Source organism: Patulibacter defluvii, from assembly GCF_034096925.1.
Classification (GTDB): domain Bacteria; phylum Actinomycetota; class Thermoleophilia; order Solirubrobacterales; family Solirubrobacteraceae; genus Patulibacter; species Patulibacter defluvii.
The window spans coordinates 19,983-41,018 of record NZ_JAWZSQ010000017.1 but is presented as its reverse complement, the minus strand read 5'-3'; the positions used below and the strand labels follow the sequence as shown (position 1 = coordinate 41,018).

The following is a 21,036-nucleotide window of genomic DNA, read 5'->3' as shown; positions in this document are numbered from 1 at the left end:
CGGCTACGAGGAGAAGTCGTGCCAGAGCTGCGCCTCGCGCGGCTCCCAGAACTCCTCCTCGACCGACTCCAGGTCGAAGTGCTCCTGGTACGGGTCGACCGCCTTGTAGGCCTCGTAGGGGCCGTCCCAGTTCTTGCGCCGCTCCTTGTAGCGGGCCCGCGCCTCCGGCGACTCGTACTCGAAGAGCATGATGTAGCGGCCGCTGGGCTGGCCCGTCTCGCGGTCCAGCTCGCGGTAGTAGCGGGTCGACTTCCACTCCGGGAACAGCTCGTCGCGGTGCTCGGCCACGAAGGCGAACCAGCGGCGGATGATCTCGTCGTGGCTGTCCTCGGGCACGCCCGGCTTGATCCGCCAGGCCTCGAACTCGATCAGGCTCGTCATTCGTCGTCTCCTCACTCGGCGATCGTCACGTCGCGGAAGCTCGTCCCGCCGATGACCGCCACCTGGTAGCCCTGGACCACGTCGCGCGTGGGGGCGTTCTTGACCGTCTGCGACAGGAAGATCGAGGTCGCGTCGTTGGCGATCTGCTGCGCCGCCTGGCGGTACAGCTCCTCGCTCTGCTTCATGTCGGTCTGGCGCCGCGCCTGGTCGAGCAGCTGGTCGACCTTCGCGTTCTCGTAGTGCGACAGGTTGCCCTCGACGCCGTGGCCGGCCTTGCTGTGGAAGTGGTTCCAGAGGATCGCGTCGGCGCTGGCGAACGGCGGGTTCGACGACCACGAGTAGAAGCCGAGCCGGTTGGCCTCGACGCCCTCGACGAGGCTCGAGAGCGGCAGCTCGCGGAGGTCGAGCTGGACGCCGATCTGCTTCAGGTTGTCCTGCATCACCTGGGCGATCGCCTTCAGCGGACCGAAGTCGACGTACCACGAGGTCAGCCGCAGGCCCTTGGCGTGGCCGGCCTCGGCCAGCAGCTGCTTGGCCTTCTGGACGTCGTGGTTGAAGGGGCCGGCGGGGGCCTCGCCGGCGAGCAGGCCCTTCGGCACCGGGCCGCCGAGCCGCGCGCCCTGGTCCTGGACGACGCCGGAGATGATCCCGTCGTAGTCGATCGCGTACGAGAACGCCTGCCGGACCTTCGGGTCGTCGAACGGCTTCTTGCTCAGGTTCATCACCCAGTAGGCGGCGTCGTAGATCGGCTGGCGCACGATCTTCACGCCGCTGACGCCCTGGAGCGCCCGCAGCTGGTCGCTGGAGAGGATGTTCGGGTCGACCACGTCGACGTCGCCCTGGCGCAGCTTGAGGCTGGTGGTCGAGGCGTCGCCCGGCGACTCGAAGCGGAGCGAGGCGAGCTTGGCCTTCGTCTGCCAGGTCGAGTCGGAGCGCTGGAGCGTCAGGTACTGGTTGCGACGCCAGACGCCGAGCTTGAAGGGCCCGGTGCCGCTCATGTTGTTCTTGAACCAGCGCTCGGCCCAGCGGTCCTTCTTGGTCGCGTGCTGCTCGACCATCTTCGGGTTGACGATCGAGCCGATGTCGAACAGCGCGACGATCTGGAGGAACGGCGCGTAGGGCGCCTTCAGCTTGACGGTGACCGTCCGCGGGTCGACCGCCTGGATGTCCTTGGCCGTCGTGTGCTGGGAGAAGAGCGACGAGTCGCCCTTGCCGATCGCCAGCACCCGCTGGAGCGAGAGCACGACCGCGTCGGCGTCGAGCGGGGTGCCGTCGTCGAAGGCGACGCCCTCGCGCAGGTGGAAGGTGTAGGTCAGGCCGTCGTCGCTGACCTCCCACTTCTCGGCCAGGCCGGGGCTCAGGTCGTGCCCGTTCGGCGCCAGCTCGATCAGCCGGTCGTAGACGTTGCGGAACATGATCGCCGACTGGCTGTCGGTCCCGACCGCGGGGTCGAGGCTGATCGGCTCGGCCGACATCGCGTAGCGCAGGGTCGCGTTCGAGACCGCCGCGCCCTTGGCGCCGCCGTCGTTGGTGGTCGCGCCGGTGCCGCCCAGCGTCTCGCCGCCGCAGCCGGTGGCGGCCAGCGCGGCCCCGCCGGTCAGCAGCACCGCGGTCCACCGATTCCTCATCCGTGACATCTCTCTCCTCGTGGTTCCCCGTCGGTCGCGGCCGGGGCTCCGGCCGCGACGATCTCCCCCGCGCGCACGCAGGCGCTCCGTTGCTCCGATCCGATCTCGGCCAGCGGCGGCAGGCCGCTCGCGCAGCGCTCCTGGGCCCAGCCGCAGCGGGTCCGGAAGCGGCAGCCCGACGGCGGATCGACCGGGCTCGGGACGTCGCCCTGCAGCCGGATCCGCTCCCGCCCCCGCCGCCGCGGGTCCGCGTCGGGCACCGCCGACAGCAGCGCCTGCGTGTAGGGGTGGGCGGGCCGGCGGTAGATCCGCTCGGGATCGCCCTGCTCGACGATCGCGCCCAGGTACATCACCGCCACCCGGTCGGCCAGGTGGTGGACGACCGAGAGGTCGTGGGCGATGAACAGGCAGGTCAGGTCGAGGTCGGCCCGCAGCCGGTCCAGCAGGTTGATGACCTGGGCCTGGACCGAGACGTCGAGCGCCGAGACCGCCTCGTCGCAGACCAGCACCTCGGGCTCGACCGCCAGCGCGCGGGCGATCCCGATCCGCTGCCGCTGGCCGCCCGAGAACTCGTGCGGGTAGCGGCCGGCGCAGTTCGGGTCGAGCCCAACCATCTCCAGCAGCTCGCCGACCCGGACCGCGTGCCGCGACGGCTCGACGATCCCCGGGTGGGCGATCCAGCCCTCGGCGATCAGCTCGCCGATCCGCATCCGCGGGTTGAGCGTCGCGAACGGATCCTGGAAGACCATCTGGACGTGGCGGCGCATCCGCCGCTGCTCGCGCGGGGCGAGCGCGGCCAGGTCGCGGCCGCGGTAGACGATCCGGCCGGCGGTCGGCTGCTCCAGCTGGACCATCAGCCGCGCCAGCGTCGACTTGCCGCAGCCGGATTCGCCGACCAGGCCCAGGGTCTCGCCCTGGTGCAGCGTCAGGTCGATCCCGTCGACCGCCCGCACCGCGCCCCGCTGGCGGCGGCCGAACGGGCCGCCGCCGCGGATCGGGAAGTGCTTGACCAGCCCTTCCAGCTGGAGGACCGGCTCAGCGGACGGCATCGGCCAGGACCTCGTCGACGTGGTGGCAAGCGGCGCGGTGGCCCGCGTCCAGCTCGCGGTCCTCGGGGACCTCGGCGGTGCAGCGGTCGTCGGCCAGCGGGCAGCGCGGGTGGAAGCGACAGCCGGCCGGCGGGTCGATCAGCTCGGGCGGAGCGCCGCCGATCGCCTGCAGCGTCCGGCCGCGATCGCCGATCCGCGGCTGCGACGCGATCAGCGCCCGCGTGTAGGGGTGCGCGGGCCGGTGGTGGAGCTCGTCGGCGGTGCCGGTCTCGACGATCCGGCCGGCGTACATCACCGCCACCCGGTCGGCGATCTCGCCGACGACGCCGAGGTCGTGGGTGACGAGCACCAGCCCCATCCCGGTCTCGCGCTGGAGGTCGGCCAGGACCTCGAGGATCTGGGCCTGGACGGTGACGTCGAGCGCGGTCGTCGGCTCGTCGGCGATCAGCACGTCGGGCTCGAGCGCGATCGCCATCGCGATCACGATCCGCTGCCGCATGCCGCCCGAGAACTGGTGCGGGTAGTGGCGCGCCCGCTCGTCGGCGAGCGGGATCCCGACCCGGTCCATCAGCTCGATCGCCCGCCGCATCGCCTCGCGCTTGCGGGTCCGGCGGTGGACGCGGAACATCTCGGCGATCTGGGCGCCGACGGTGAAGGTCGGGTTGAGCGCGGCGAGCGGGTCCTGGAAGACCATCGCGATCCGCGAGCCGGCCAGCGACCGCCGCTCGCGCGGGTCGAGGGTCAGCAGGTCGCGGTCCTCGAAGCGGACGCCGCCGGAGACCTCGGCCCCGGTCCCGTCGAGCAGCCCGACGACCGCCTGGGCGCTGACCGTCTTGCCCGAGCCGGACTCGCCGACGATCGCCAGCGTCTCCTCGCGGTCGAGCCGGTAGCTGACCCCGTCGACCGCGCGGACCAGGCCGCGGGCGGTCGGGAAGCGGACGCGGAGGTCGTCGACCTCGAGCATCAGGACTTGCCTCCGTGGCAAGAGCAGCGACCGTCGTCGCCTGGACGGGCCGTCCCCGCGACCGGGGCCACAACGCCCTTCCCTCCCGAAATCGAGCTTGCCAGCACGGTCAGCATTCTGTGCGATCTCCCACAGACGCGCCAACCCGCCCCTGGGGGTTTGTGTCTCGGGTGTTGGACGGCGCCCCTGACGGCGCTCCCGATCGGGGCTAGGTTGTCCGGACGGCGCTGGCTGCACGGCCGCGCCGCGACCGACCGAACGACCCTCCGGAGACCACCCGTGCCCGTCGACTTCGTCCCCCCGCAGCTGCCCTCGCCCTGCCGCGTCGTGCTGCTCGGCGCCGCCACCCAGGGCTGGTACTCGGCCAGCGACGAGGACCGCCGCCAGCGGGCGCTGCCGCGCTTCCAGGCGGTCGTCGAGGAGTGGCGCGCGCTCGGCGCCGTGCCGCTCGGCACGCTCGACGACGACCTCTTCATGGTCGGCGAGCCCGGCTCGCCGGAGTTCACCTGGTACCTGATGTTCGACGTGCCCTCGTTCGAGGTCGTCGCGGCGATGATCCAGCGCGTGCGCGAGAGCGTCGACGGCGTGCGGCTGGACGAGTTCGTGCGCTTCGAGGCCCGGATCGGGCGGCCGTTCTTCCTGCTCGAGGGCTGAGCGGCGCGGCGTCGGGCGACGCGGTCCGCCGCCCGACCCCGGGGCTCAGCCGTCGGCGGGGTGCGGCGGCGTGCTGCCGGCCGGCGCCAGGTAGGCAGCCGAGGGGCTGCCGGCGGGGGTGAAGACGCCGAGCACGTGCATCTCCTCCTCCGCCGGGTTCTCGTTGACGTGGACGTCGCGGGGACGGATCCGGACCGCCGAGCCGACGCCCATCTCCTGCGGCACGCCGCTGACCTGGTGGTAGCGGGCACGGCCGCGGACGACCATCACGATCTCGTCGTACTGGTGGAAGTGCCACGGCGCCGCGCCCGGCGGCACCACGCCGACGAACATCGTCGCCCGGCAGCAGCCGTTGTCGGGCCCGAGCATGATCTGGAAGCTGCGGCTGCCGGTCGCGTCGTCGGCCCCGGCCAGGTCGAGCTGCGCGACCCGCGCCGGCTCGCCGAGCGGCGCGTGCAGGTCGGCGTCGCCGGCGGCCGCGAAGCGGGCGACCGTCAGCGCCTCGGCGGCGGTCAGGTCGAGCGCCTCGCCGGCCGGCACCAGCAGCGCCGTGCCCGGGCGGACGTCGACCGCGGCGCCGTCGACCGCGGTCCGGCCGCGACCCTCGAGCACGTAGAGCAGCAGGTCGTCCTCGCCGCCCGCGACCGCGGCGCTCGCCCCGGCGGCGACCCGCAGCAGCGCCAGCGACAGCGGCGAGCCCTCCTGCGGCGCGATCATCGGCGCGAGGGCGACGCCCGCCGCCACCTCGCTCGCCGGCGCCTGGTCGGTGTGCACGACCGGCCTCGTCTCCATCTCGTCCCTTCCGTCGACCACGATCACCCCATTGAAGCGGCGCGCCGCCAGGCCTGGCGGGCGACGAGCGAACTTCCGTCCCACCGGCTGGACCACCGGCCCGCGGTCTCAGATCCGAGACGACGGCGGCGGTCGATCCGTGACGCGCGCGCGGGAGCCGGCTTCAATCCGCCCATGAGCACGACGCCCGCGGAGACCGTCTTCCACGCCGCGCACGCCTGGCTCGGCGGCGAGCGGGTGGCGGACGACGTCGAGCTGCGGGTCGCCGACGGCCGGATCGCGGCGGTCCGGCCGGGCGTGGCGGCCGCCGACGGCGCGGTCCGGCTGCCGGGCGTGACCCTGCCCGGCCTGGCCAACGGCCACTCGCACGCCTTCCACCGCGCGCTGCGCGGCCGCACCCACCGCGGCAGCGGCACCTTCTGGACCTGGCGCGAGGACATGTACGCGGTCGCCGCGCGGCTGACGCCCGACCACTACCGGGCGCTGGCGCGGGCGGTCTACGCCGAGATGGCCCTGGCCGGGATCACCTGCGTCGGCGAGTTCCACTACCTGCACCACGGTCCCGACGGCCGCCCCTACGGCGACCCGAACGCCTTCGGCGAGGCGCTGATCGAGGCCGCGGCCGAGGCCGGGATCCGGATCACGCTGCTCGACGCCTGCTACCTGGCCGGCGGCTTCGGCGAGGGCGGCCGGCCGGCGCCGCTGGCCGGCCCGCAGGTCCGCTTCGGCGACGGCGACGCGGTCGCCTGGGCCGAGCGGGTCGGCGCGCTGCGGCCGCGCGAGCACGCCCGGATCGGGGCCGCGATCCACTCGCTGCGGGCGGTCCCGGTCGACCAGCTGGCGACCGTCGTCGGCTGGGCCGGCGAGCGGGCGGCGCCGCTCCACGTCCACCTCTCCGAGCAGCGGGCGGAGAACGAGGCCTGCCGGGCCGCCCACGGCTGCACCCCGACCGAGCTGCTGGACGCCCACGGCGCGCTCGGTCCCCGCTGCTGCGCGGTCCACGCCACCCACCTGAGCGACGGCGACGTCGGGCGGCTCGGAGGCTCGGCGACCTGCGTCTGCATGTGCCCGACCACCGAGCGCGACCTGGCCGACGGGATCGGGCCGGCGGGAGCGCTGGCGCGGGCCGGCTCGCCGCTGGCGCTCGGCAGCGACAGCAACGCGATCGTCGACCCGTTCGAGGAGGCCCGCGGGCTGGAGCTGGACGAGCGGCTGGCGACCGAGCGCCGCGGCCACTGGTCGTCGGCGGCGCTGCTGCGGGCCGCGACCGTCGACGGCCACGCCGCCCTCGGCTGGCCCGAGGCGGGGACGCTGAGCGTCGGCGCGCCGGCCGACTTCGTGACCGTCGGGCTCGACTCGGTGCGGCTGGCCGGCACCCGCCCGCAGACGGCGCTCGAGTCGCTGGTCTTCGCCGCCGCCGCGGCCGACGTGCGCGAGGTCGTGGTCGGCGGGAGGCGGATCGTCTCCGGAGGGCGCCATCTGCTGGTCGCCGACGTCGCCGGCGCCCTCGACGACGCGATCGGGACGCTGTTCGACGACTAGGAGGACGACGTACGCGTACGGTCTATAGTTCGCACCCGGGAAGCTGGGTGGGGCACCGTACGAACGAGGGAGTTCGCGTGGCCGACGGGCGATGCGAGGCACGAGAGCGACTGATCGGGGACCCCTCCCCGGGCCAGCGGCTGGTCCGCGAGATCGTCGCCGCCGCCGCGACGCCCGACGACGTCCGCGCCGCCCTCCGCGAGGCCGCCGCGACCCTCGCCGAGGACCCGATCGTCGGCCAGCCGACCCGCGCCACCGCCGCCGACCGCCAGTACCTGTCGTGGCAGCGGGCCCGGGCCGCGGAGCCCGCCGCGGACGACCCCGCGGCGGACACGGGCGTGGCCGTCCGGCGCTGCACCCTCGACTGGGAGCACCCGCCGCCGCTGCTGGAGCTGCTGCGCGCGACCGATCCGGCGACCGACCGCGAGCTGGCGCCGGTCGACGGCGTGAGCGCGTTGCACGCGCTCTTCCACGGCGACGCCGACGCCGCCGGGCCGGCACCGACCGGCACGATCCTGGTCGACGAGCAGCACGTGGTGCCGACCCGCGGGGCGGCGGTCGTCGCCGGTCACGTCGCCGCCGGGCTGCGGATCGCGCCCGCCCGCGCGGACCGCTGGACGCTGATCCGGACCGCCCCCGACCCCGACCTGCGCGCGACGCTGCTGGCCCACCAGGCGCTCGATCCGCGCGGCCGGCTGCTGGGGCCGCCGCACCACGAGCCGGCCGCGATCGAGGCCGACCGCGACGAGTACGTGGCGCTGCTGCCGCTGCTGACCGCGGCGGCGACGCGCGACCAGCGGCTGCCCGTCCGCCGCTGGCCCTTCCGCCGCCGGCCGGCGACCTTCGCCCAGCAGGTCGCGGCGCTGGAGGCCGCGGCCGGACGCCTGCTCTGAGCCCTCAGGCCGCCCAGGGCGGGACGATCGTAGGGCCGTCGGGCAGGATCGTCGCCTGACCGCCGGCGGCCATCGCGCAGACCGCCTCGAAGCCGTCGTCGCCGGCGACGAGCGCGAACGGCCGCCCGGCCGGGACCAGCAGGCAGTCGCCGGCGGTCAGGGTCTCGGCGCGGCCGTCCAGCTCGACGACGGCGCTGCCGCGGAGGGCGAGGAAGACCTCCTCGCGGCTGAGCTGGTGGGCGGGGCTGGCGGCACCGGGGGCGAGGGCGACCCGCCACAGGCTCAGGTCGCGGGATCCGCGGCTGGGCGCGGCGTAGCCGGTGGCGGTGGTGCCGTCGGCGCGGAAGGTCGGGGCGTCTGCGGCTCGGAGAATCATCGTCAAGTACTATTGACCAATGACGGGCAGGAAGTCAAGTGATCCTGACGAACTTGCCGACGACGGGCCCGACACGGCGATCCTGCTGGCCGCCGGCTACCGCGTCGTCGTCGACCGGCTGCTGGCCGCGATGGAGGCCGCCGGCCTGACGATGCGGCCGACCTGGGGCTACGTGATCCGGGCCCTCCACGACCAGCCGCTGCCGCTGGTGCGGCTGGCCGAGCTGCTCGCGGTCAGCAAGCAGGCGGCCCAGCAGACGGTCGACGACATGCAGCGCGCCGGCCTGGTCGAGCGCCACGCCGACCCCGACGACCGCCGCCGCAAGCTGCTGGCGCTGACCGACGACGGCCGTCGCGTGCGGGCGACGGCGCTGGCCGTCAGCGCCGACCTCGACCGCGAGCTGGGCGCCGACGGCCCCGCCCTGCGGCGGGCGCTGCTGGGGCTGGTCGAGCGCCACGGCGACCTCGATGACGTCCAGGCCCGCCGCGCCCGGATGCCCTGGTGAGCCGGGGGCCGGGCGTCGTGTGACCAGGTGCACGTCCAGCCGCCGTCCAGACCCCTTGCGGAGCGACGTGCCGGAGCTACAGTTGGTGATGCGCGTGGACGCCACGGACAGCCGCCCCGGCCAACGGGTCGGCGACGGTCACGAGCCCGCCCCACCCGCGTCGGCGACCACGGTCCCGACGCCCCGAGAAACCTCCCGGACCGCCCCGTCGGCGGACCACGGGCTCCGGCCCGGCTGCGGCCGTCGGTCCACGTGCGCCCCCATGACCCGAACCACGCCCCATGCTGCTCGTATCGCTCCTCTCCTCCGCCGCCATCGCCTTCGGCCTCGGCGCCAACCTGCCCCAGATCGCCCGCATGCTCCAGGCCGGCTCGGCCGCCGGCCAGAGCCCATTCGGCTGGGCGATGGGCGCCGTCGCCAACCTCTGCCTGGCCTACGTCAACCTGGTCGGGCTCGGTGCCCTGCTGCTCGGCGTCGCCAACCTGATCACCGTCCTCCTCTGCTCGGTCGCGATCGTCCTGATCCGGCGGCTCGGCGCCGCCCCGGCGGAGCCACTGCTGCACGACGCGCGGCTCGACGCGATGCACACCGCGGAGCTGGCCCTCACCCGCGAGGCGGTCGAGGCCGCCGAGCGCCGCCGGGCCGACCGCCGCGCCGCCGCCCGCGCCGAGGAGGCCCCGCGCGAGGATCTGGTGGCGCTGCCCGCGGCCTGAGCCGGAGCAGACCGACCCGGGCGGTACCGTGCCCGCCGTGGAGCTGACCGTGGCCAACCGCACGATCGTCCGGGTCTTCGCGATCGTCGCCGCGCTGGCCGGCCTGCTCTACCTGCTGTGGACGGTCCGCAGCACCGTCCTGCTCGTCTTCCTGGCCGTCTTCCTGGCGGTCGCGCTGGGGCCGGCGGTCGACTGGTTCGGGCGCCGGCGGGTGCCGCGGGCGCTGGCGATCCTGCTCGTCTACCTGGGGATCGTGCTGTCGATCTTCGGCGTCGGGCTAATGATCGTGCCGCCGGTGGTGAACGGCGTCGACGACCTCTCGCGCGACATCCCCGGCTACGTCGACGACCTGCGCGACTCGAAGACGTTCCGCAAGTACGACGACAAGTACCAGATCACCGAGAAGCTGACCGAGCAGGCGGAGAAGCTGCCGAGCCGCCTGGGCGACGCCGCCGGTGCGCTGCAGTCGGTCACGGTCGGGGTCTTCGGCGCGATCGTCCAGCTGGTCACCGTCCTGACGCTGACCTTCTTCCTGCTGCTCGACGGGGGCAAGGTGCTGGCCTTCCTGCACCGCGCCCGCGGGCCGAACGCGAGCGACCGGCTGGAGCGGATCCTGGCCGAGATCTACCGCTCGACCTCCGGCTACGTGGTCGGCAACCTGCTGATCAGCCTCTGCGCGGGGATCACGACCTTCGTCACGCTGACGATCCTCGGCGTCCCCTTCGCCGCGCCGTTGGCGGTGCTGATGGCCTTCCTCGACCTGATCCCGTTGGTCGGCGCCACGATCGGCGGCGTCGCGGTCGGGCTGGTGACGCTCTTCCACGCCTTCCCGACGGCGACGATCGTGTGGGTGGTGGTGCTGATCGTCTACCAGCAGATCGAGAACAACGTGGTCCAGCCGATGGTCTACCGGCGGACGGTCAACGTGCACCCGATCCTGGTGATCGTGGCGATCCTGATCGGCTCGTCGCTGCTCGGCGTGCTCGGGGCGCTGCTGGCGATCCCGATCGCCGCCGCGCTGCAGGTGGTGATCCGCGAGCTGTGGGCGATCCGCGAGCAGCGGCGCGCCCCGCAGCCGGCCGAGGCCGTGGACGGTTGATCGACCGCTAGCGCGCGTACCCCGTCACCACGAGCGGCGGGGTGCCATCATCGAACGATGGATGCGCTGATCGTCTTCGGCCTCGTGGTCGTCGTCGGGGTGCTCCTGGCCGTGGTGATCGCGGGCGACTTCGCCCGCGCGGTCTGGTCGCACTTCGGGGTCGTGCTGCTGATCGCGGTCGGGACCGTGATCTACCTGGGCCTGACCGGCCACCTGAGCGGCTGACCCTGCCGCGGCCGGGCGCGCCTCAGTCCGGGCGAACGGCGAGCAGCGGGTCGCCGGAGCGGGCGCCGGGACCGGGCAGCGGGGTGACCCCGTGGGCGTCGATCGGCTCGCCGCAGTGGTCGCAGACGACCACCGGGTGGGTGATCTCGCCGCAGGCCTCGTGGCGCAGCAGCATCGGCGGGCCGTCGGGCAGCCCGGTGTGGCGGTTGCCCCACTCCATCAGCGCCGCCACCAGCGGGTACAGCTCGAGCCCGGCGTCGGTCAGGCGGTACTCGAAGCGGGTCCGGTTCTCGGTCTCCTCGTACGGCTGCCGCTCGAGGATTCCGCCCTGCTCGAGGCCGCGCAGGCGGTCGGTCAGGACGTTGCGGGCGATCCCGGTCATCCGCTGGTAGTCCTCGAAGGTGCGGGCCTTGAAGTAGGCCGCGCGGAGGATCGAGAAGACCCACCGGTTGCCGAGGATCGCGCCCGCCCGAGAGATCGCGCAGTTGCTGGTGGCGAGCTCGTCGTGACGCACGTTCCGAGTGTAGCGACCGATCAGTTGCGATTCGCAACGCAGCGCTCTAGGGTGCGTTGCGGTTTGCAACCCATGACGCCGAAAGGCCGCCCATGACCCGCCGGACCCTCGCCCTGCTCGCCATCTGCGGCGGCTCGTTCCTCGCCTTCCTCGACGCGACGATCGTCAACGTCTCGTTCCCCGACATCCGCCGCTCGTTCGACGACGCCAGCAACGCGCAGCTGAGCTGGATCCTCGACGCCTACTTCATCGTCCTGGCCGCGTTCCTGGTGCCCGCGGGCGGGATCGCCGACCGGCTCGGGCGCAAGCGGGTCTTCCTGGTCAGCACCGGCGCCTTCGTCGCGGCCAGCGCGCTCTGCGCGATCGCCCCCAGCTGGCAGACGCTGATCGCCGCCCGCGTGCTCCAGGGGCTGGCGGCGGCGGTGATGGTGCCGGTCTCGCTGGCGCTGCTGCTGCCGCTGTTCCCGGTCGAGCGGCGGGCGGCCGGGATCGGGATCTGGGGCGCGGCGGCGGCGCTGGCCGCGGCCTTCGGCCCGCCGCTCGGCGGCGTCCTGGTCGAGATCGCCGACTGGCGCTGGATCTTCCTGGTCAACCTGCCGCTCGGCGCGCTGGTGCTGGTGGCCGGCGTCCGCGCGCTCGACGAGAGCCGCGACGAGCACGCCAGCGGCCTGCCCGACCTGGTCGCCTCGGCCCTCAGCGCGATCGGGCTGGGGTTGCTGGCGCTGGCGATCGTCGAGGGCAACAGCTGGGGCTGGGGCGCGCCGCGGACGCTCGCCGCGGCGGCCGTCGCGCTGCTGCTGACGGCGATCGTCGTCCGCCGCTGCCTGACCCACCCGCGGCCGCTGGTCGACCCGGCCCTGCTGCGGATCCCCTCGTTCCGCTGGGGCAACCTCGGCACGCTGCTGTTCTCGATGGCGTTCTTCTCGACGATCCTCGGCAACATCCTCTTCCTGACCGGCGTCTGGCAGTACTCGGTGCTGCACGCCGGCCTGGCGACGGTGCCGGGACCGCTGATGAGCGCGATCGTCGCCGGGCCCGCCGGCCGGCTGGCCGACCGCTTCGGCCACCGCGCCGTGATCGTGCCGGGGACGCTGCTCTACGCCGCCGGCCTGCTGATCCTGCGCGGCGCCGGGGCCGAGCCCGACTACCTCGGCACCTGGCTGCCGGGGATGTCGCTGACCGGGCTCGGGATCGGCCTCGCCTTCCCGATCCTCGGCGCCGCCGCCGCGGCCGACATCACCCCCGACCGGTTCGGGATCGCGAGCGCGGTGACCGGGGCCTTCCGCCAGTTCGGGGCGGTGCTCGGGACGGCGATCCTGATCGCGATCGTCGGCGAGCCGCGGACGCTGGCCGCCGCCGGCGCGGCCGCCGACGACGCCTACCTGTTCGGGATCGGGACGGCGCTGGCGGCCGGGCTCGCCGCGCTCGCCCTGCGGCGGCCGGCACCGGTCGCGGTCGAGGAGCCGGCCGCGCCGCCGGCCCCCGTCGCGCTCGGCCGCTGAGCCGTTCCCGCGATCATGGGCGGATGGATTCCGCCCCCGCCCTGGTCCGCCGGCCCGACGCCGCCACGCTGGTGGTCGGCGGGCCCGAGGCGGTCGCGTTCCTCGAGGCGCACCTGACCGCGCCGGTCCTCGACCTGCGGCCGGGCGACGGCCGGCCGGCGGCGATGCTGGCGCCGAAGGGCACGCTGCTGGGGATCGTGCGGGTCCGGCGCGAGCCGTCGCGGGTGCTGCTGGAGGCCGACCGGGCGACGCTCGACGCGGTCGCCCCGGCGCTGGCCCGCGGCACGATCGGCTGGCAGGTCGAGCTGGAGCGCGACGAGGCCGTCGCCGAGCTGGCGCTGCTGGGCGCGGGCGCGGCGGCGCTGGTCGTCGGCGACCCGCTGGCGGCCGACGGCCACGCGGCCGTCGAGCTGGCCGGACGGCCGCTGACCGCGATCGGGACCGCCGACGGGATCGACCTGCGGCTGGCGGCGGCGGACGTCGACGCGGTCGCCGCCGAGCTGCTCGCGCGCGGCGCCGTCGCCGCCGACCACGACCTCGACCAGCGGCGGCGGGTCGAGCGCGGCCGGCCGGCGTTCGGGGCCGAGCTGGACGAGCGGACGCTGCCGCACGAGGCCGGGCTGGTGCCGGCCGTCGTCACCACCGAGAAGGGCCTCTACCCCGGGATGCAGACCGTGCTCCGCCAGCAGCGCAGCGGCACAGTCCACCGCGCCGTCCGGAGGCTGCGGCCCACGGCCCCGGTGGCGGCCGGCGATCCGGTCGTCGACGGCGAGGGCCGCGAGGTCGGCCGGGTCGGCACCGCGGTCGTCTCGCCCGACCACGGCCCGCTGGCCCTCGCGCTGCTGCGGACGAGCGCCGCCCCCGGGACGACGGTGGCGGTCGCGGGGACGGCGGCGACGGTCGAGGAGGCCGACGACCTGCGGGGGACGCGGCAGTAGAACACGATCGGCGCCACATAGCGCTCATGCCTCGACGCCGTCGCTATGGACGGCACAGATTGCAGCTTTACGCGCTAGCGCTGGCCCTGCGCACGTCGGAGGTTCGGAAGCCCTTGCTTGCGCCGCCGCACCTTGGGACGCATCGCAGCCGATAGGTCGAGGTCAACGATCGTGTGCTTTCCGGCTGCCCGAGCCTCGCGATGCAGTTCGATGATCTTCACGTGATGTTCCAGCATCGCGTGCGCAAGTTCCGGGGAACGGGGCTGAGGACGAACGAACACGACGGGCTGCTTCGTCCGATGAAGGGCGATGATCATCTCGGGGCTCTTCGACCCAAGGTCCCCAGTGAGCAGGATCGCCCCCTGCGCCTGACACCACGCCACCACGGCCTCGTCGGACTCGCGCTCTCCCCGAGCCGGACAATCCGGTTCGCCAGAACAGGCGCACGCGATCCCCAGCCCCCTCAGCGATCCGGCCACCGCCTCGGGAAGGCACTCATCGAAGAAGAAGAGCACGGGACTAGCCCACGCTGACGAGCATCTCCTCGAACTCGATTGCCTGGCGTAGTCGATCGCGCTCGACTCGGTAGTCGAACTCGATCTCCTCCAGCGTGATGCCTCGCTTGACCATCTGCAGCACCGCTGCAGTCGGCAGCCTTGTGTCAGCGACGCACGGGGCGCCAAGCATGATGGTTGGGTCGACACGGACTCCCTCTACCGGGAGCCATGCCTCCGCGCGACGCTCACTGAATGCTTCAGCGGCACGAAACTCGACTCGCTTGAGATGAACCTCGATGAGGTTCCGTCCCGTCTCCTGGCCACCACGACTGACGTTCGTGAGCTGGCCCGGTTCTTTGAAGTCTGCGTAGACGTCTCGACCATCCGTGTGGAGACCGTTGTACGAGAACGGCCGCGGGTCGTCCATCCTGCGCGCGAGGAACTCCTGGGCGGCGCGGATCTGCGGGAGGCGCACACCGCAACTGCTGAGGTGGGCGATGGTGAAAACGCTAACGAGGTCTCGGAACGAGTAGTCCGGACGCCGAGGCGTATGACCGAGAGGGCGGACGACATTGCGGAGCCACGCTTGCGCGCGCGGCACCGAACCGCCGCCCATATCCAGCGCGGCGAAGCGCTCGACTTCCGTGGCGCCATACGCGCCTTGCCCAAACTCGATGTTCGCCGCCGTGACCATCCTGCACCCCACATCGTAAACCTCGGTCGACACGGATCTTCGCCGCGAGACCGGAGACACCTTCGTACCAAAAGCTAGCCGGGACGCGCCCGCGGCGGCATTGGCGTCGTCACAGGTCGACTAGCCGCGCTTCCCAACCAGGCGGACCGCTTCCGACGTTCGTCCAACCGCCGTGCACGTTGTCCGCGCGCGGCCGATCCACGGGGCGTGCGCCCCGACCACCGCACGTCGCCCCGGGGCGAGGACGGCTTCGCCCTCGTCGAGCTGCTGACCGTCTGCGCCCTGCTGGCCGGCGTCACCGGTGCGCTGCTGTCGCTCGCGGAGACGGCCGGCCGGGTCGTCCCCCGCGACGTCGAGTGGACGCACGTGGTCGCCGACGGCCGGACCGGCCTGCGGCGGATCGCGCGCGAGCTGCGGCAGGCCGACCGGATCCACGGCGCGACCCCGAACGCGATCGACTTCGAGGTCACCGTCGGCGGCCGCGCGCGGCGGGTGATGATCGCCTGCGACGTTTCCGACGCCGCCGACGAGCGCCGTTGCGTGCGGGTCGAGGCCGCGCCCGGCGCGACCCTGCCGCCGCCCGCCGGCGGCCCTCCGCTGGTCGTGCGGCTGCGCAACGGCACGCCCGCCGACCCGGTCTTCCGCTACACCCCCGACGCGATCGCGCCGCGCCACGTGGCGGTCCGGATCCGGCTCCGCTCCAACGGCGAGCGGCGGGCCGCCGACGGGCCGCTCCACGACGTCGTGCTCGACGACGGGGCCTACCTCCGCAACCAGGACCTGACCGGCGGATGAGGGGCACGCGCGGCTTCACCCTGATCGAGGTGCTGGTGGCGACGCTGTTGCTGGCCGGCGGCCTGCTCGGGACCGCGATGGCCGTCGACGGCGCCCGCGACCTGAGCGCCGTCTCCGAGCGGACGTCGTCGCTGACCCACCGCGCCGAGGAGGAGATCGAACGGATCCGGGCGCTCGGCTACGGCGCGATCGCGCTGCGGGCGCTGCCCGTCCGCTCGGCCGATCCCGCCGACCCGAGCGCGGTCCTGACCGCCGGCGACCCGCCCGCCCTGCGCCCCGACCGCCACTCGCCCGCCGCCGAGCCGCTGGTGGTCGACGGCGAGCGCGGGCGGGTCGACGCGACCCCGCGGCCGTGGAGCGACGGCCGGCTGCGGGGGACGGTCCGCGCCTACGTCAGCTGGCACCGCGACCCCTACTGCGGCAGCGGCTGCCCCGACGCCCGCAACGCCAAGCGGATCACGGTCGCGGTCACCGTCGAGGGCCGCGACCGCGCCCGCCGCGGCCCGGTCTGGCTGTCGACCCTGGTCGCCGACCCGAACGCCGCGCCGGCGGGCTTCGTCGCCGACGGGGTCCGCAACCCGGTCGAGGATCCCGAGACCCGCTGCCTGCCCGACGACGGCCCGGCGGTGCCCTGCACCCGCTCGATCGGCGGGGCCAGCGCCGCCAGCTGGTTCCTCTACGACACGCCGGCGCCGCGCGGCGCCTGGGAGCCGACCGCCGGCGACCACGACACCCACCCGACGGTGGCGCCGTTCGGCGTCTGCAGCGGCCTGACCGCGGCGCTCGCCGCCGGCTGCCCGGTTCCCGACCTGCTGGGCCCCGAGCCGACGCCGGCCGACCCGACCGCCCCGGCCGACCCCGGCCCGCTGCCCGATCGCTCGCGGGACCAGCCCGGATCGGCCGGCAGCGGCGGCCGGATCCTGCGCCGCGACGTCGCCTGCTCGGCGTCGCCGACCGCCGACAACCGCCGTGGGCAGCGGTGGGTGAGCCCACTGCTGGAGGAGGACGCGGTCCTGACCGGCCGCGGCGGGATCACCCTCTACGGCCGCACCGCGGGCGGCGTCCCGGCGGCGGTCACGGTCTGCGTCCGCTTCTCCGCCGTGCCCGGCTCGATCGTGAACCTGGTCGAGCGGCCGCCGCGGCCGCTGGGCACGATCAGCTACGCGCTGGCCGCCTGGCCCGGCGTCACCACGCCGGTCTCGTTCGGCTTCGACCTGGCCGGCGACGACCTGCGGATCCCCGCCGGCCAGCGGCTCGGCGTCCAGCTCTGGGTCGCCGGCTCGTCGGCCGACGACCTGCTGGTCGCCTACGACCACCCGACCGTGCCCTCCTCGCTCCAGCTGCAGCTGCGATGAGCCGCGATCCACACCACGGCGAGCGCGGGGCGGCGATGCTGGTCGCGGTCGGCGTGCTGACCGTGACCCTGCTGCTGTCGGGGCTGGCGCTCGCCGCCGCCACCGCCAGCAACGGGATGTCGAACGACGACGTGGCCGCGAAGCGCGCGCTGCAAGCGGCCGAGGCGGGGCTGCAGACGGCGATCTACCGGATCAACATGCTCCAGCCGGGGGCCGACCGCTGCGTCACCGACGCGGTCGTCGCGGCGGTCGCCGGTCGCTGCCCCGAGCACGGCCCCGAGCCGCTCGGCGACGGCGCGTCGTTCTCCTACCGGACGACCGTCGCGCTGCCCGGCGGCCGCGGCTGCGCCGGGATGCCGGTCCAGGCCCAGACCGCGCTCAGCCAGCGCTGCGTGACCGCGACCGGCCGCGTCGGCGGAACGCTGCGGCGGGTCCAGGGCCGGATCGCCTCCTACGCCGCCACGCCGCTGTTCCCGGTCGCCGGGCTGCTGGGGCTGGAGCGGGTCGACCTCAACGGCAACGTCCAGCTGGAGAGCACCGCCGCGACCAACGGGGTGCTGACGATGAACGGCAACGTCCGCGCCGGCGGGGTGCTGCTGGGACCGGCCGGCAGCGCCCGTCAGGCCGGCAACGTCAGCCCCGGGCCGATCCACCAGCGGACCGCGGCCGAGGGCCCATTCGTGCTCGCCCCGGTCGATCCCGGCAACTCGGCGACGGTCAACGACAACGGCCGGATCGCCAACGGGCTGCGGACCCCGCCGGTCGCTCCCTTCGACGCCGCCAGCGGGGTCGGCCTGCGCTACGACCCGGCGACCCGGGCGCTGCGGGCCAGCGGCAACGCCACCCTGACCCTCGGCGGCGGCGTCTACAACCTCTGCAGCATCGAGATCGCCGGCAACTTCACGCTGGTCGTCGCGCCCGGCGCCAAGGTCGCGCTCTACGTCGACTCGCCCGACGACCCGAACTCGGGCTGTCCGGCCGGGTCGGGCGGGGTGACGGTGGCCGGCAACTTCTCCTCCGGCACCGCCGTCAGCGACCCGACGGCGCTCCAGCTCTACCTCTACGGGACCAGCGACGCGCGGCTGGCGATCAACGGCAACGCGACCCTGACGGCGACCCTCTACGCGCCGCGGACCGACGTCGTGATCGGCGGCAACGCGCGGCTGCGGGGCGGGATCGCCGCCCGCACGGTGACGATGTCCGGCAACGGCTTCCAGTGGGATGGTCGCGCCGGCGAGCTGCAGACCGGCACCACCGGCCTCTACTACCGGACCGCCTGGCGCGAGTGCACGCCGCGGCCGACCGGCGAGGACCCGGGGTCCGGCTGCTGAGCGGCCCGGGGTACGCTGCCGCCGTGCCCACGACCGACCGCCGCCGATGACGACGCCCGCCCGCGAGGAGGTGACCGTCGCGATCGCCGACGGGGTCGCCACGATCACCCTCGACGCCCCCGAGCGGCGCAACGCGCTGACCACTGCGACCGCCCGCGCGCTGATCGCGGCCTGCGAGCGGATCGACGCCGACCTGGCCGTCGGCGCGGTGGTGGTGACCGGGGCCGGCGGCTACTTCTGCGCCGGCGGCGACCGCCCGACCCTGGCCGACGCCGGCGCCGCCCCGGCCGATCCCGAGCAGTTCGCCGGCATGAGCGAGATCTACCGCTCGTTCGCCCGTGTCGGCGAGCTGCAGCCGCCGACGATCGCGGCGATCGTCGGCGGGGCGGTCGGGGCGGGGATGAACCTGGCGCTGGCGACCGACCTGCGGATCGTGGCCGCCGACGCCACGCTGCTCTCGGGCTTCATCCCGATCGGACTCCACCCCGGCGGCGGCCACGGCGTGCTGCTCGGCCGCACCGGCGCCCGCGAGGCGGCCGCGGCGCTCGGCCTCTTCGGCCAGCGGATCGACGGCGCCCGCGCCGCCGCGCTCGGCCTGGCGTGGGAGGCGCTGCCCGCCGACGAGGTGCTGCCGCGGGCCCAGGCGCTGGCCGCGGTGCCGGCCGCCGATCCGGAGCTGGCCCGCCGCACCGCCCAGACGCTGCGGCTGGAGCTGGGCCCGCCGGGCGTCTCGTGGCCGGCGGCGCTGGAGCTGGAGCGGGCGTCGCAGATGTGGTCGATGCGGCGCAAGCACCTGGCGGGCTGAAGCCCGCCGGCCCGTCCGCTCAGCGCCGACCGGCGCCCGCGGGCTCGTCGGCGCGCGGGATCGGCTTGTCGTTCAGCAGCTGCTCGACCCCGCGGTCGACCCGCCAGGGGATCCCGGCGTTGCCCTCGGTGTCCGGTCCGCCCTCGGCCTGCGCGCCGTGAACCCGGATCAGCGAGAAGCGCAGCAGCGCGCCGCGGCCGCGGACCTCGACCCGCGCCCGGTCGCCCTGCTGACGGACGCTGAAGCGCAGCTTCGAGATCACGCGGTCGAACGACGTCGGCTCGTCGACCTCGCCCGGCAGCAGCGCCGGGGCCTTGCTCAGCGCCACCCGGCAGGAGCCGGACGGGCCGCGGTCGAAGCGGGCGCGGGCGGCGTCCGACAGCAGCCCGCAGGCCCGCAGGCCGTTGGCCTCGCCGTTGGCCGCCTGCAGCAGCCGGCTGACCGCGGTCCGCGGGTCGTCGTCGGGGAACTTCTGGGCGTCGCCGCAGCCGCTCGCCCCCAGGCCCGCCGCGAGCAGCAGCGCCAGCGCCGGACCGCGCCGCCGCATCACGCGAGGAACTCGAGGATCTCGGCCACGTCGCGCCGCTCGGGCGTGCGGGCCTCCTGGCGCAGCGGCCCGAGGTGGATCAGGCCGAGCACCTCCTCGCCCGCGGGCACCGCCACCGCCGCCCGCCCGGCCGGCTCCAGCAGCACCGCCGGCGTCCGCCAGTAGGCGGCCAGGCCACGCGCGTGGGCGGCCAGCAGCAGGCCGTAGACCGCCGCCGCGGTCGCGTCGCGGTCCTCGGCCGCCACCCGCGGATCGGGATCGACGACGACCGAGGCGACGACCAGCGTCGGCGCCCGGTCGAGCTTGCCGGCGGCGTCGGCCGGCGAAGCGTCCTTCAGCGCCTGCAGCGCCCGCGGCCCGACGACCCGGAACCGCCACGGCTCGGTCAGGTGGTGGTTCGGCGCCCAGCGCGCCAGCTCGACCAGCTCGCGGACGGTCTCCGGATCGACCGGCTCGGCGCCGTAGACCTTGTGGGTTCGGCGGGTCCGGATCGCCTGCTCCAGGCTCAGCGACGGGGCGCCCTCGCCGGTCCCCGGCTGCGCGCCGCCGCTCACGCCTCGTCGCCCTCGTCCTCGTCGTCCTCGGCGTAGAGCGACTCGCGGGCCAGCTCCTTGCCGTCGCCGGCCAGCACCGCCACCTCGAGCGTGTCGCCGCGGTAGTCGTCCGGCGCCAGCAGCGTGAAGCGCCCGTCGACCACCGGGCAGCGGTCGACGACGATCCCGTCCAGCTCGGCGATCGCGTGGGCGGCGCCGTTGACCAGCGGCCGGCCCCAGACCAGCGTCATCGCGGCCACGTCGCCGTCGCCGCGCCACGAGCCGACGACCGTCTCGCAGAGGTCGATCTGCCAGTCGGGGTTGTTCTCGGCGACCTCGGAGGTGATGTCCGCCTCGCCCTCGAGCGCGCGCGGCTCGCCGCCGTCGTCGCCGGCCGGGATGTAGCGGACGTGGCCGTACAGCTCCAGGCCGGTGCTGGTGCGGGTCGAGATCGGCACGAACGTCCGCCCGTGCCAGCTGCGGTCCGGGTACCAGGTCGGCTCGCCGGGATCGCCGACGCCGTCGGCCTGGGCCTCGTCCTCCGGGTCGAGCTCGACCTCGCGGGCGGCGACGAGGAAGGCCGCCTCCAGCCGCTCGGCCCAGCGGCCGTAGGGCGCCGTCTCTTGCGGCGGCTCGGCCGCGTAGCGGGGCAGGAAGCGCTCGAGCTCAGGCATCGCCCGGGCAGTCTACGAAGCGGCGGCCGC

At 74.7% G+C, this 21,036-nt stretch carries 25 protein-coding genes; 13 read left to right on the top strand and 12 right to left on the bottom strand.

Annotated elements, in window-relative coordinates; genetic code table 11:
- Positions 1-3: 3 nt before the first annotated feature.
- Genes SH587_RS16660 through SH587_RS16645 form a run of 4 tightly spaced genes read right to left on the bottom strand, consistent with a single transcriptional unit; the run spans position 4 to position 4,022 of the window.
- A complete protein-coding gene (locus SH587_RS16660) occupies positions 4-381 on the bottom strand; it encodes a hypothetical protein (protein ID WP_320671766.1) in 378 nt (125 codons plus the stop codon).
- 11 nt (positions 382-392) lie between these two features.
- The gene (locus tag SH587_RS16655) at positions 393-2,009 is read right to left on the bottom strand and encodes an ABC transporter substrate-binding protein (RefSeq protein WP_320671765.1); all 1,617 of its coding nucleotides are present in this window, start codon (positions 2,007-2,009) and stop codon (positions 393-395) included.
- A complete protein-coding gene (locus SH587_RS16650) occupies positions 2,006-3,058 on the bottom strand; it encodes an ABC transporter ATP-binding protein (RefSeq protein ID WP_320671764.1) in 1,053 nt (350 codons plus the stop codon). The genes SH587_RS16655 and SH587_RS16650 overlap by 4 nt, the downstream gene beginning before the upstream one ends.
- Positions 3,045-4,022, bottom strand: a complete 978-nt coding sequence (locus SH587_RS16645) for an ABC transporter ATP-binding protein (RefSeq protein ID WP_320671763.1) — start codon at positions 4,020-4,022, stop codon at positions 3,045-3,047. The genes SH587_RS16650 and SH587_RS16645 overlap by 14 nt, the downstream gene beginning before the upstream one ends.
- A 279-nt stretch (positions 4,023-4,301) precedes the next feature.
- Here SH587_RS16645 and SH587_RS16640 point away from each other — a divergent pair, with 279 nt between their 5' ends.
- Positions 4,302-4,676 carry a hypothetical protein gene (locus SH587_RS16640; protein ID WP_320671762.1) on the top strand — a complete coding sequence of 125 codons (375 nt, stop codon included), beginning with the start codon at positions 4,302-4,304 and terminating at the stop codon, positions 4,674-4,676.
- Positions 4,677-4,721: 45 nt separating this feature from the next.
- On the opposite strand, the gene SH587_RS16635 is transcribed toward SH587_RS16640, so the two are convergent.
- Positions 4,722-5,468: a cupin domain-containing protein gene (locus SH587_RS16635; RefSeq protein ID WP_320671761.1), complete on the bottom strand. Its 747-nt coding sequence runs from the start codon at positions 5,466-5,468 to the stop codon at positions 4,722-4,724.
- A 174-nt stretch (positions 5,469-5,642) separates the two neighbouring features.
- Between SH587_RS16635 and SH587_RS16630 the strand changes: the two genes are divergently transcribed.
- Positions 5,643-7,010 (top strand): formimidoylglutamate deiminase, encoded by a 1,368-nt coding sequence (locus tag SH587_RS16630; protein ID WP_320671760.1) that lies wholly within the window; start codon positions 5,643-5,645, stop codon positions 7,008-7,010.
- Between the two features lie 77 nt (positions 7,011-7,087).
- Positions 7,088-7,903 carry a hypothetical protein gene (locus tag SH587_RS16625; protein ID WP_320671759.1) on the top strand — a complete coding sequence of 272 codons (816 nt, stop codon included), beginning with the start codon at positions 7,088-7,090 and terminating at the stop codon, positions 7,901-7,903.
- A gap of 4 nt (positions 7,904-7,907) precedes the next feature.
- On the opposite strand, the gene SH587_RS16620 is transcribed toward SH587_RS16625, so the two are convergent.
- Complete coding sequence (locus SH587_RS16620; RefSeq protein ID WP_320671758.1) at positions 7,908-8,279, bottom strand: cupin domain-containing protein; 372 nt, start codon at positions 8,277-8,279, stop codon at positions 7,908-7,910.
- Positions 8,280-8,298: 19 nt separating this feature from the next.
- On the opposite strand from SH587_RS16620, the gene SH587_RS16615 reads away from it, so the two are divergent.
- The 4 genes from SH587_RS16615 (at position 8,299) to SH587_RS16600 (ending at position 10,821) form a co-directional block, all read left to right on the top strand.
- Positions 8,299-8,784 (top strand): MarR family winged helix-turn-helix transcriptional regulator, encoded by a 486-nt coding sequence (locus SH587_RS16615; RefSeq protein WP_320671757.1) that lies wholly within the window; start codon positions 8,299-8,301, stop codon positions 8,782-8,784.
- A 281-nt stretch (positions 8,785-9,065) separates the two neighbouring features.
- Entirely contained in the window at positions 9,066-9,497 is a 432-nt protein-coding gene (locus SH587_RS16610; RefSeq protein WP_320671756.1) for a hypothetical protein, read from the top strand.
- A gap of 37 nt (positions 9,498-9,534) precedes the next feature.
- On the top strand, positions 9,535-10,596 hold the full coding sequence (locus SH587_RS16605) for an AI-2E family transporter (RefSeq protein ID WP_320671755.1): 1,062 nt from the start codon (positions 9,535-9,537) through the stop codon (positions 10,594-10,596).
- Positions 10,597-10,653: 57 nt separating this feature from the next.
- Entirely contained in the window at positions 10,654-10,821 is a 168-nt protein-coding gene (locus SH587_RS16600; RefSeq protein WP_320671754.1) for a hypothetical protein, read from the top strand.
- 22 nt (positions 10,822-10,843) lie between these two features.
- Here SH587_RS16600 and SH587_RS16595 read toward each other — a convergent pair whose 3' ends face one another.
- Positions 10,844-11,335, bottom strand: a complete 492-nt coding sequence (locus tag SH587_RS16595) for a winged helix-turn-helix transcriptional regulator (protein ID WP_320671753.1) — start codon at positions 11,333-11,335, stop codon at positions 10,844-10,846.
- Between the two features lie 92 nt (positions 11,336-11,427).
- Here SH587_RS16595 and SH587_RS16590 point away from each other — a divergent pair, with 92 nt between their 5' ends.
- Both SH587_RS16590 and SH587_RS16585 read left to right on the top strand, forming a co-directional pair.
- On the top strand, positions 11,428-12,837 hold the full coding sequence (locus SH587_RS16590) for an MFS transporter (RefSeq protein ID WP_320671752.1): 1,410 nt from the start codon (positions 11,428-11,430) through the stop codon (positions 12,835-12,837).
- 23 nt (positions 12,838-12,860) lie between these two features.
- Entirely contained in the window at positions 12,861-13,775 is a 915-nt protein-coding gene (locus SH587_RS16585; RefSeq protein ID WP_320671751.1) for a hypothetical protein, read from the top strand.
- A 74-nt stretch (positions 13,776-13,849) separates the two neighbouring features.
- Here the strand turns inward: SH587_RS16585 and SH587_RS16580 are convergent, their stop codons facing one another.
- Both SH587_RS16580 and SH587_RS16575 read right to left on the bottom strand, forming a co-directional pair.
- The gene (locus tag SH587_RS16580) at positions 13,850-14,290 is read right to left on the bottom strand and encodes a DUF5615 family PIN-like protein (protein ID WP_320671750.1); all 441 of its coding nucleotides are present in this window, start codon (positions 14,288-14,290) and stop codon (positions 13,850-13,852) included.
- Between the two features lie 4 nt (positions 14,291-14,294).
- The gene (locus SH587_RS16575; RefSeq protein ID WP_320671749.1) at positions 14,295-14,999 is read right to left on the bottom strand and encodes a DUF433 domain-containing protein; all 705 of its coding nucleotides are present in this window, start codon (positions 14,997-14,999) and stop codon (positions 14,295-14,297) included.
- Positions 15,000-15,173: 174 nt separating this feature from the next.
- Here SH587_RS16575 and SH587_RS16570 point away from each other — a divergent pair, with 174 nt between their 5' ends.
- The 4 genes from SH587_RS16570 to SH587_RS16555 are packed head-to-tail and all read left to right on the top strand — an operon-like array spanning position 15,174 to position 19,252.
- Positions 15,174-15,761, top strand: coding sequence for a hypothetical protein (locus tag SH587_RS16570; protein WP_320671748.1), 588 nt, complete (start codon positions 15,174-15,176; stop codon positions 15,759-15,761).
- A complete protein-coding gene (locus tag SH587_RS16565) occupies positions 15,758-17,116 on the top strand; it encodes a prepilin-type N-terminal cleavage/methylation domain-containing protein (protein ID WP_320671747.1) in 1,359 nt (452 codons plus the stop codon). Before SH587_RS16570 ends, SH587_RS16565 begins: the two co-directional genes overlap by 4 nt.
- Positions 17,113-18,447: a DUF7305 domain-containing protein gene (locus SH587_RS16560; protein WP_320671746.1), complete on the top strand. Its 1,335-nt coding sequence runs from the start codon at positions 17,113-17,115 to the stop codon at positions 18,445-18,447. The genes SH587_RS16565 and SH587_RS16560 overlap by 4 nt, the downstream gene beginning before the upstream one ends.
- 46 nt (positions 18,448-18,493) lie before the next feature.
- Positions 18,494-19,252 carry an enoyl-CoA hydratase-related protein gene (locus tag SH587_RS16555; protein ID WP_320671745.1) on the top strand — a complete coding sequence of 253 codons (759 nt, stop codon included), beginning with the start codon at positions 18,494-18,496 and terminating at the stop codon, positions 19,250-19,252.
- A gap of 19 nt (positions 19,253-19,271) precedes the next feature.
- On the opposite strand, the gene SH587_RS16550 is transcribed toward SH587_RS16555, so the two are convergent.
- Genes SH587_RS16550 through SH587_RS16540 form a run of 3 tightly spaced genes read right to left on the bottom strand, consistent with a single transcriptional unit; the run spans position 19,272 to position 21,006 of the window.
- Positions 19,272-19,799, bottom strand: coding sequence for a hypothetical protein (locus SH587_RS16550; protein WP_320671744.1), 528 nt, complete (start codon positions 19,797-19,799; stop codon positions 19,272-19,274).
- Positions 19,799-20,353 carry a nitroreductase family protein gene (locus SH587_RS16545; RefSeq protein WP_320671743.1) on the bottom strand — a complete coding sequence of 185 codons (555 nt, stop codon included), beginning with the start codon at positions 20,351-20,353 and terminating at the stop codon, positions 19,799-19,801. Before SH587_RS16545 ends, SH587_RS16550 begins: the two co-directional genes overlap by 1 nt.
- Positions 20,350-21,006, bottom strand: a complete 657-nt coding sequence (locus SH587_RS16540) for a hypothetical protein (protein ID WP_320671742.1) — start codon at positions 21,004-21,006, stop codon at positions 20,350-20,352. Before SH587_RS16540 ends, SH587_RS16545 begins: the two co-directional genes overlap by 4 nt.
- Positions 21,007-21,036 lie beyond the last annotated feature (30 nt).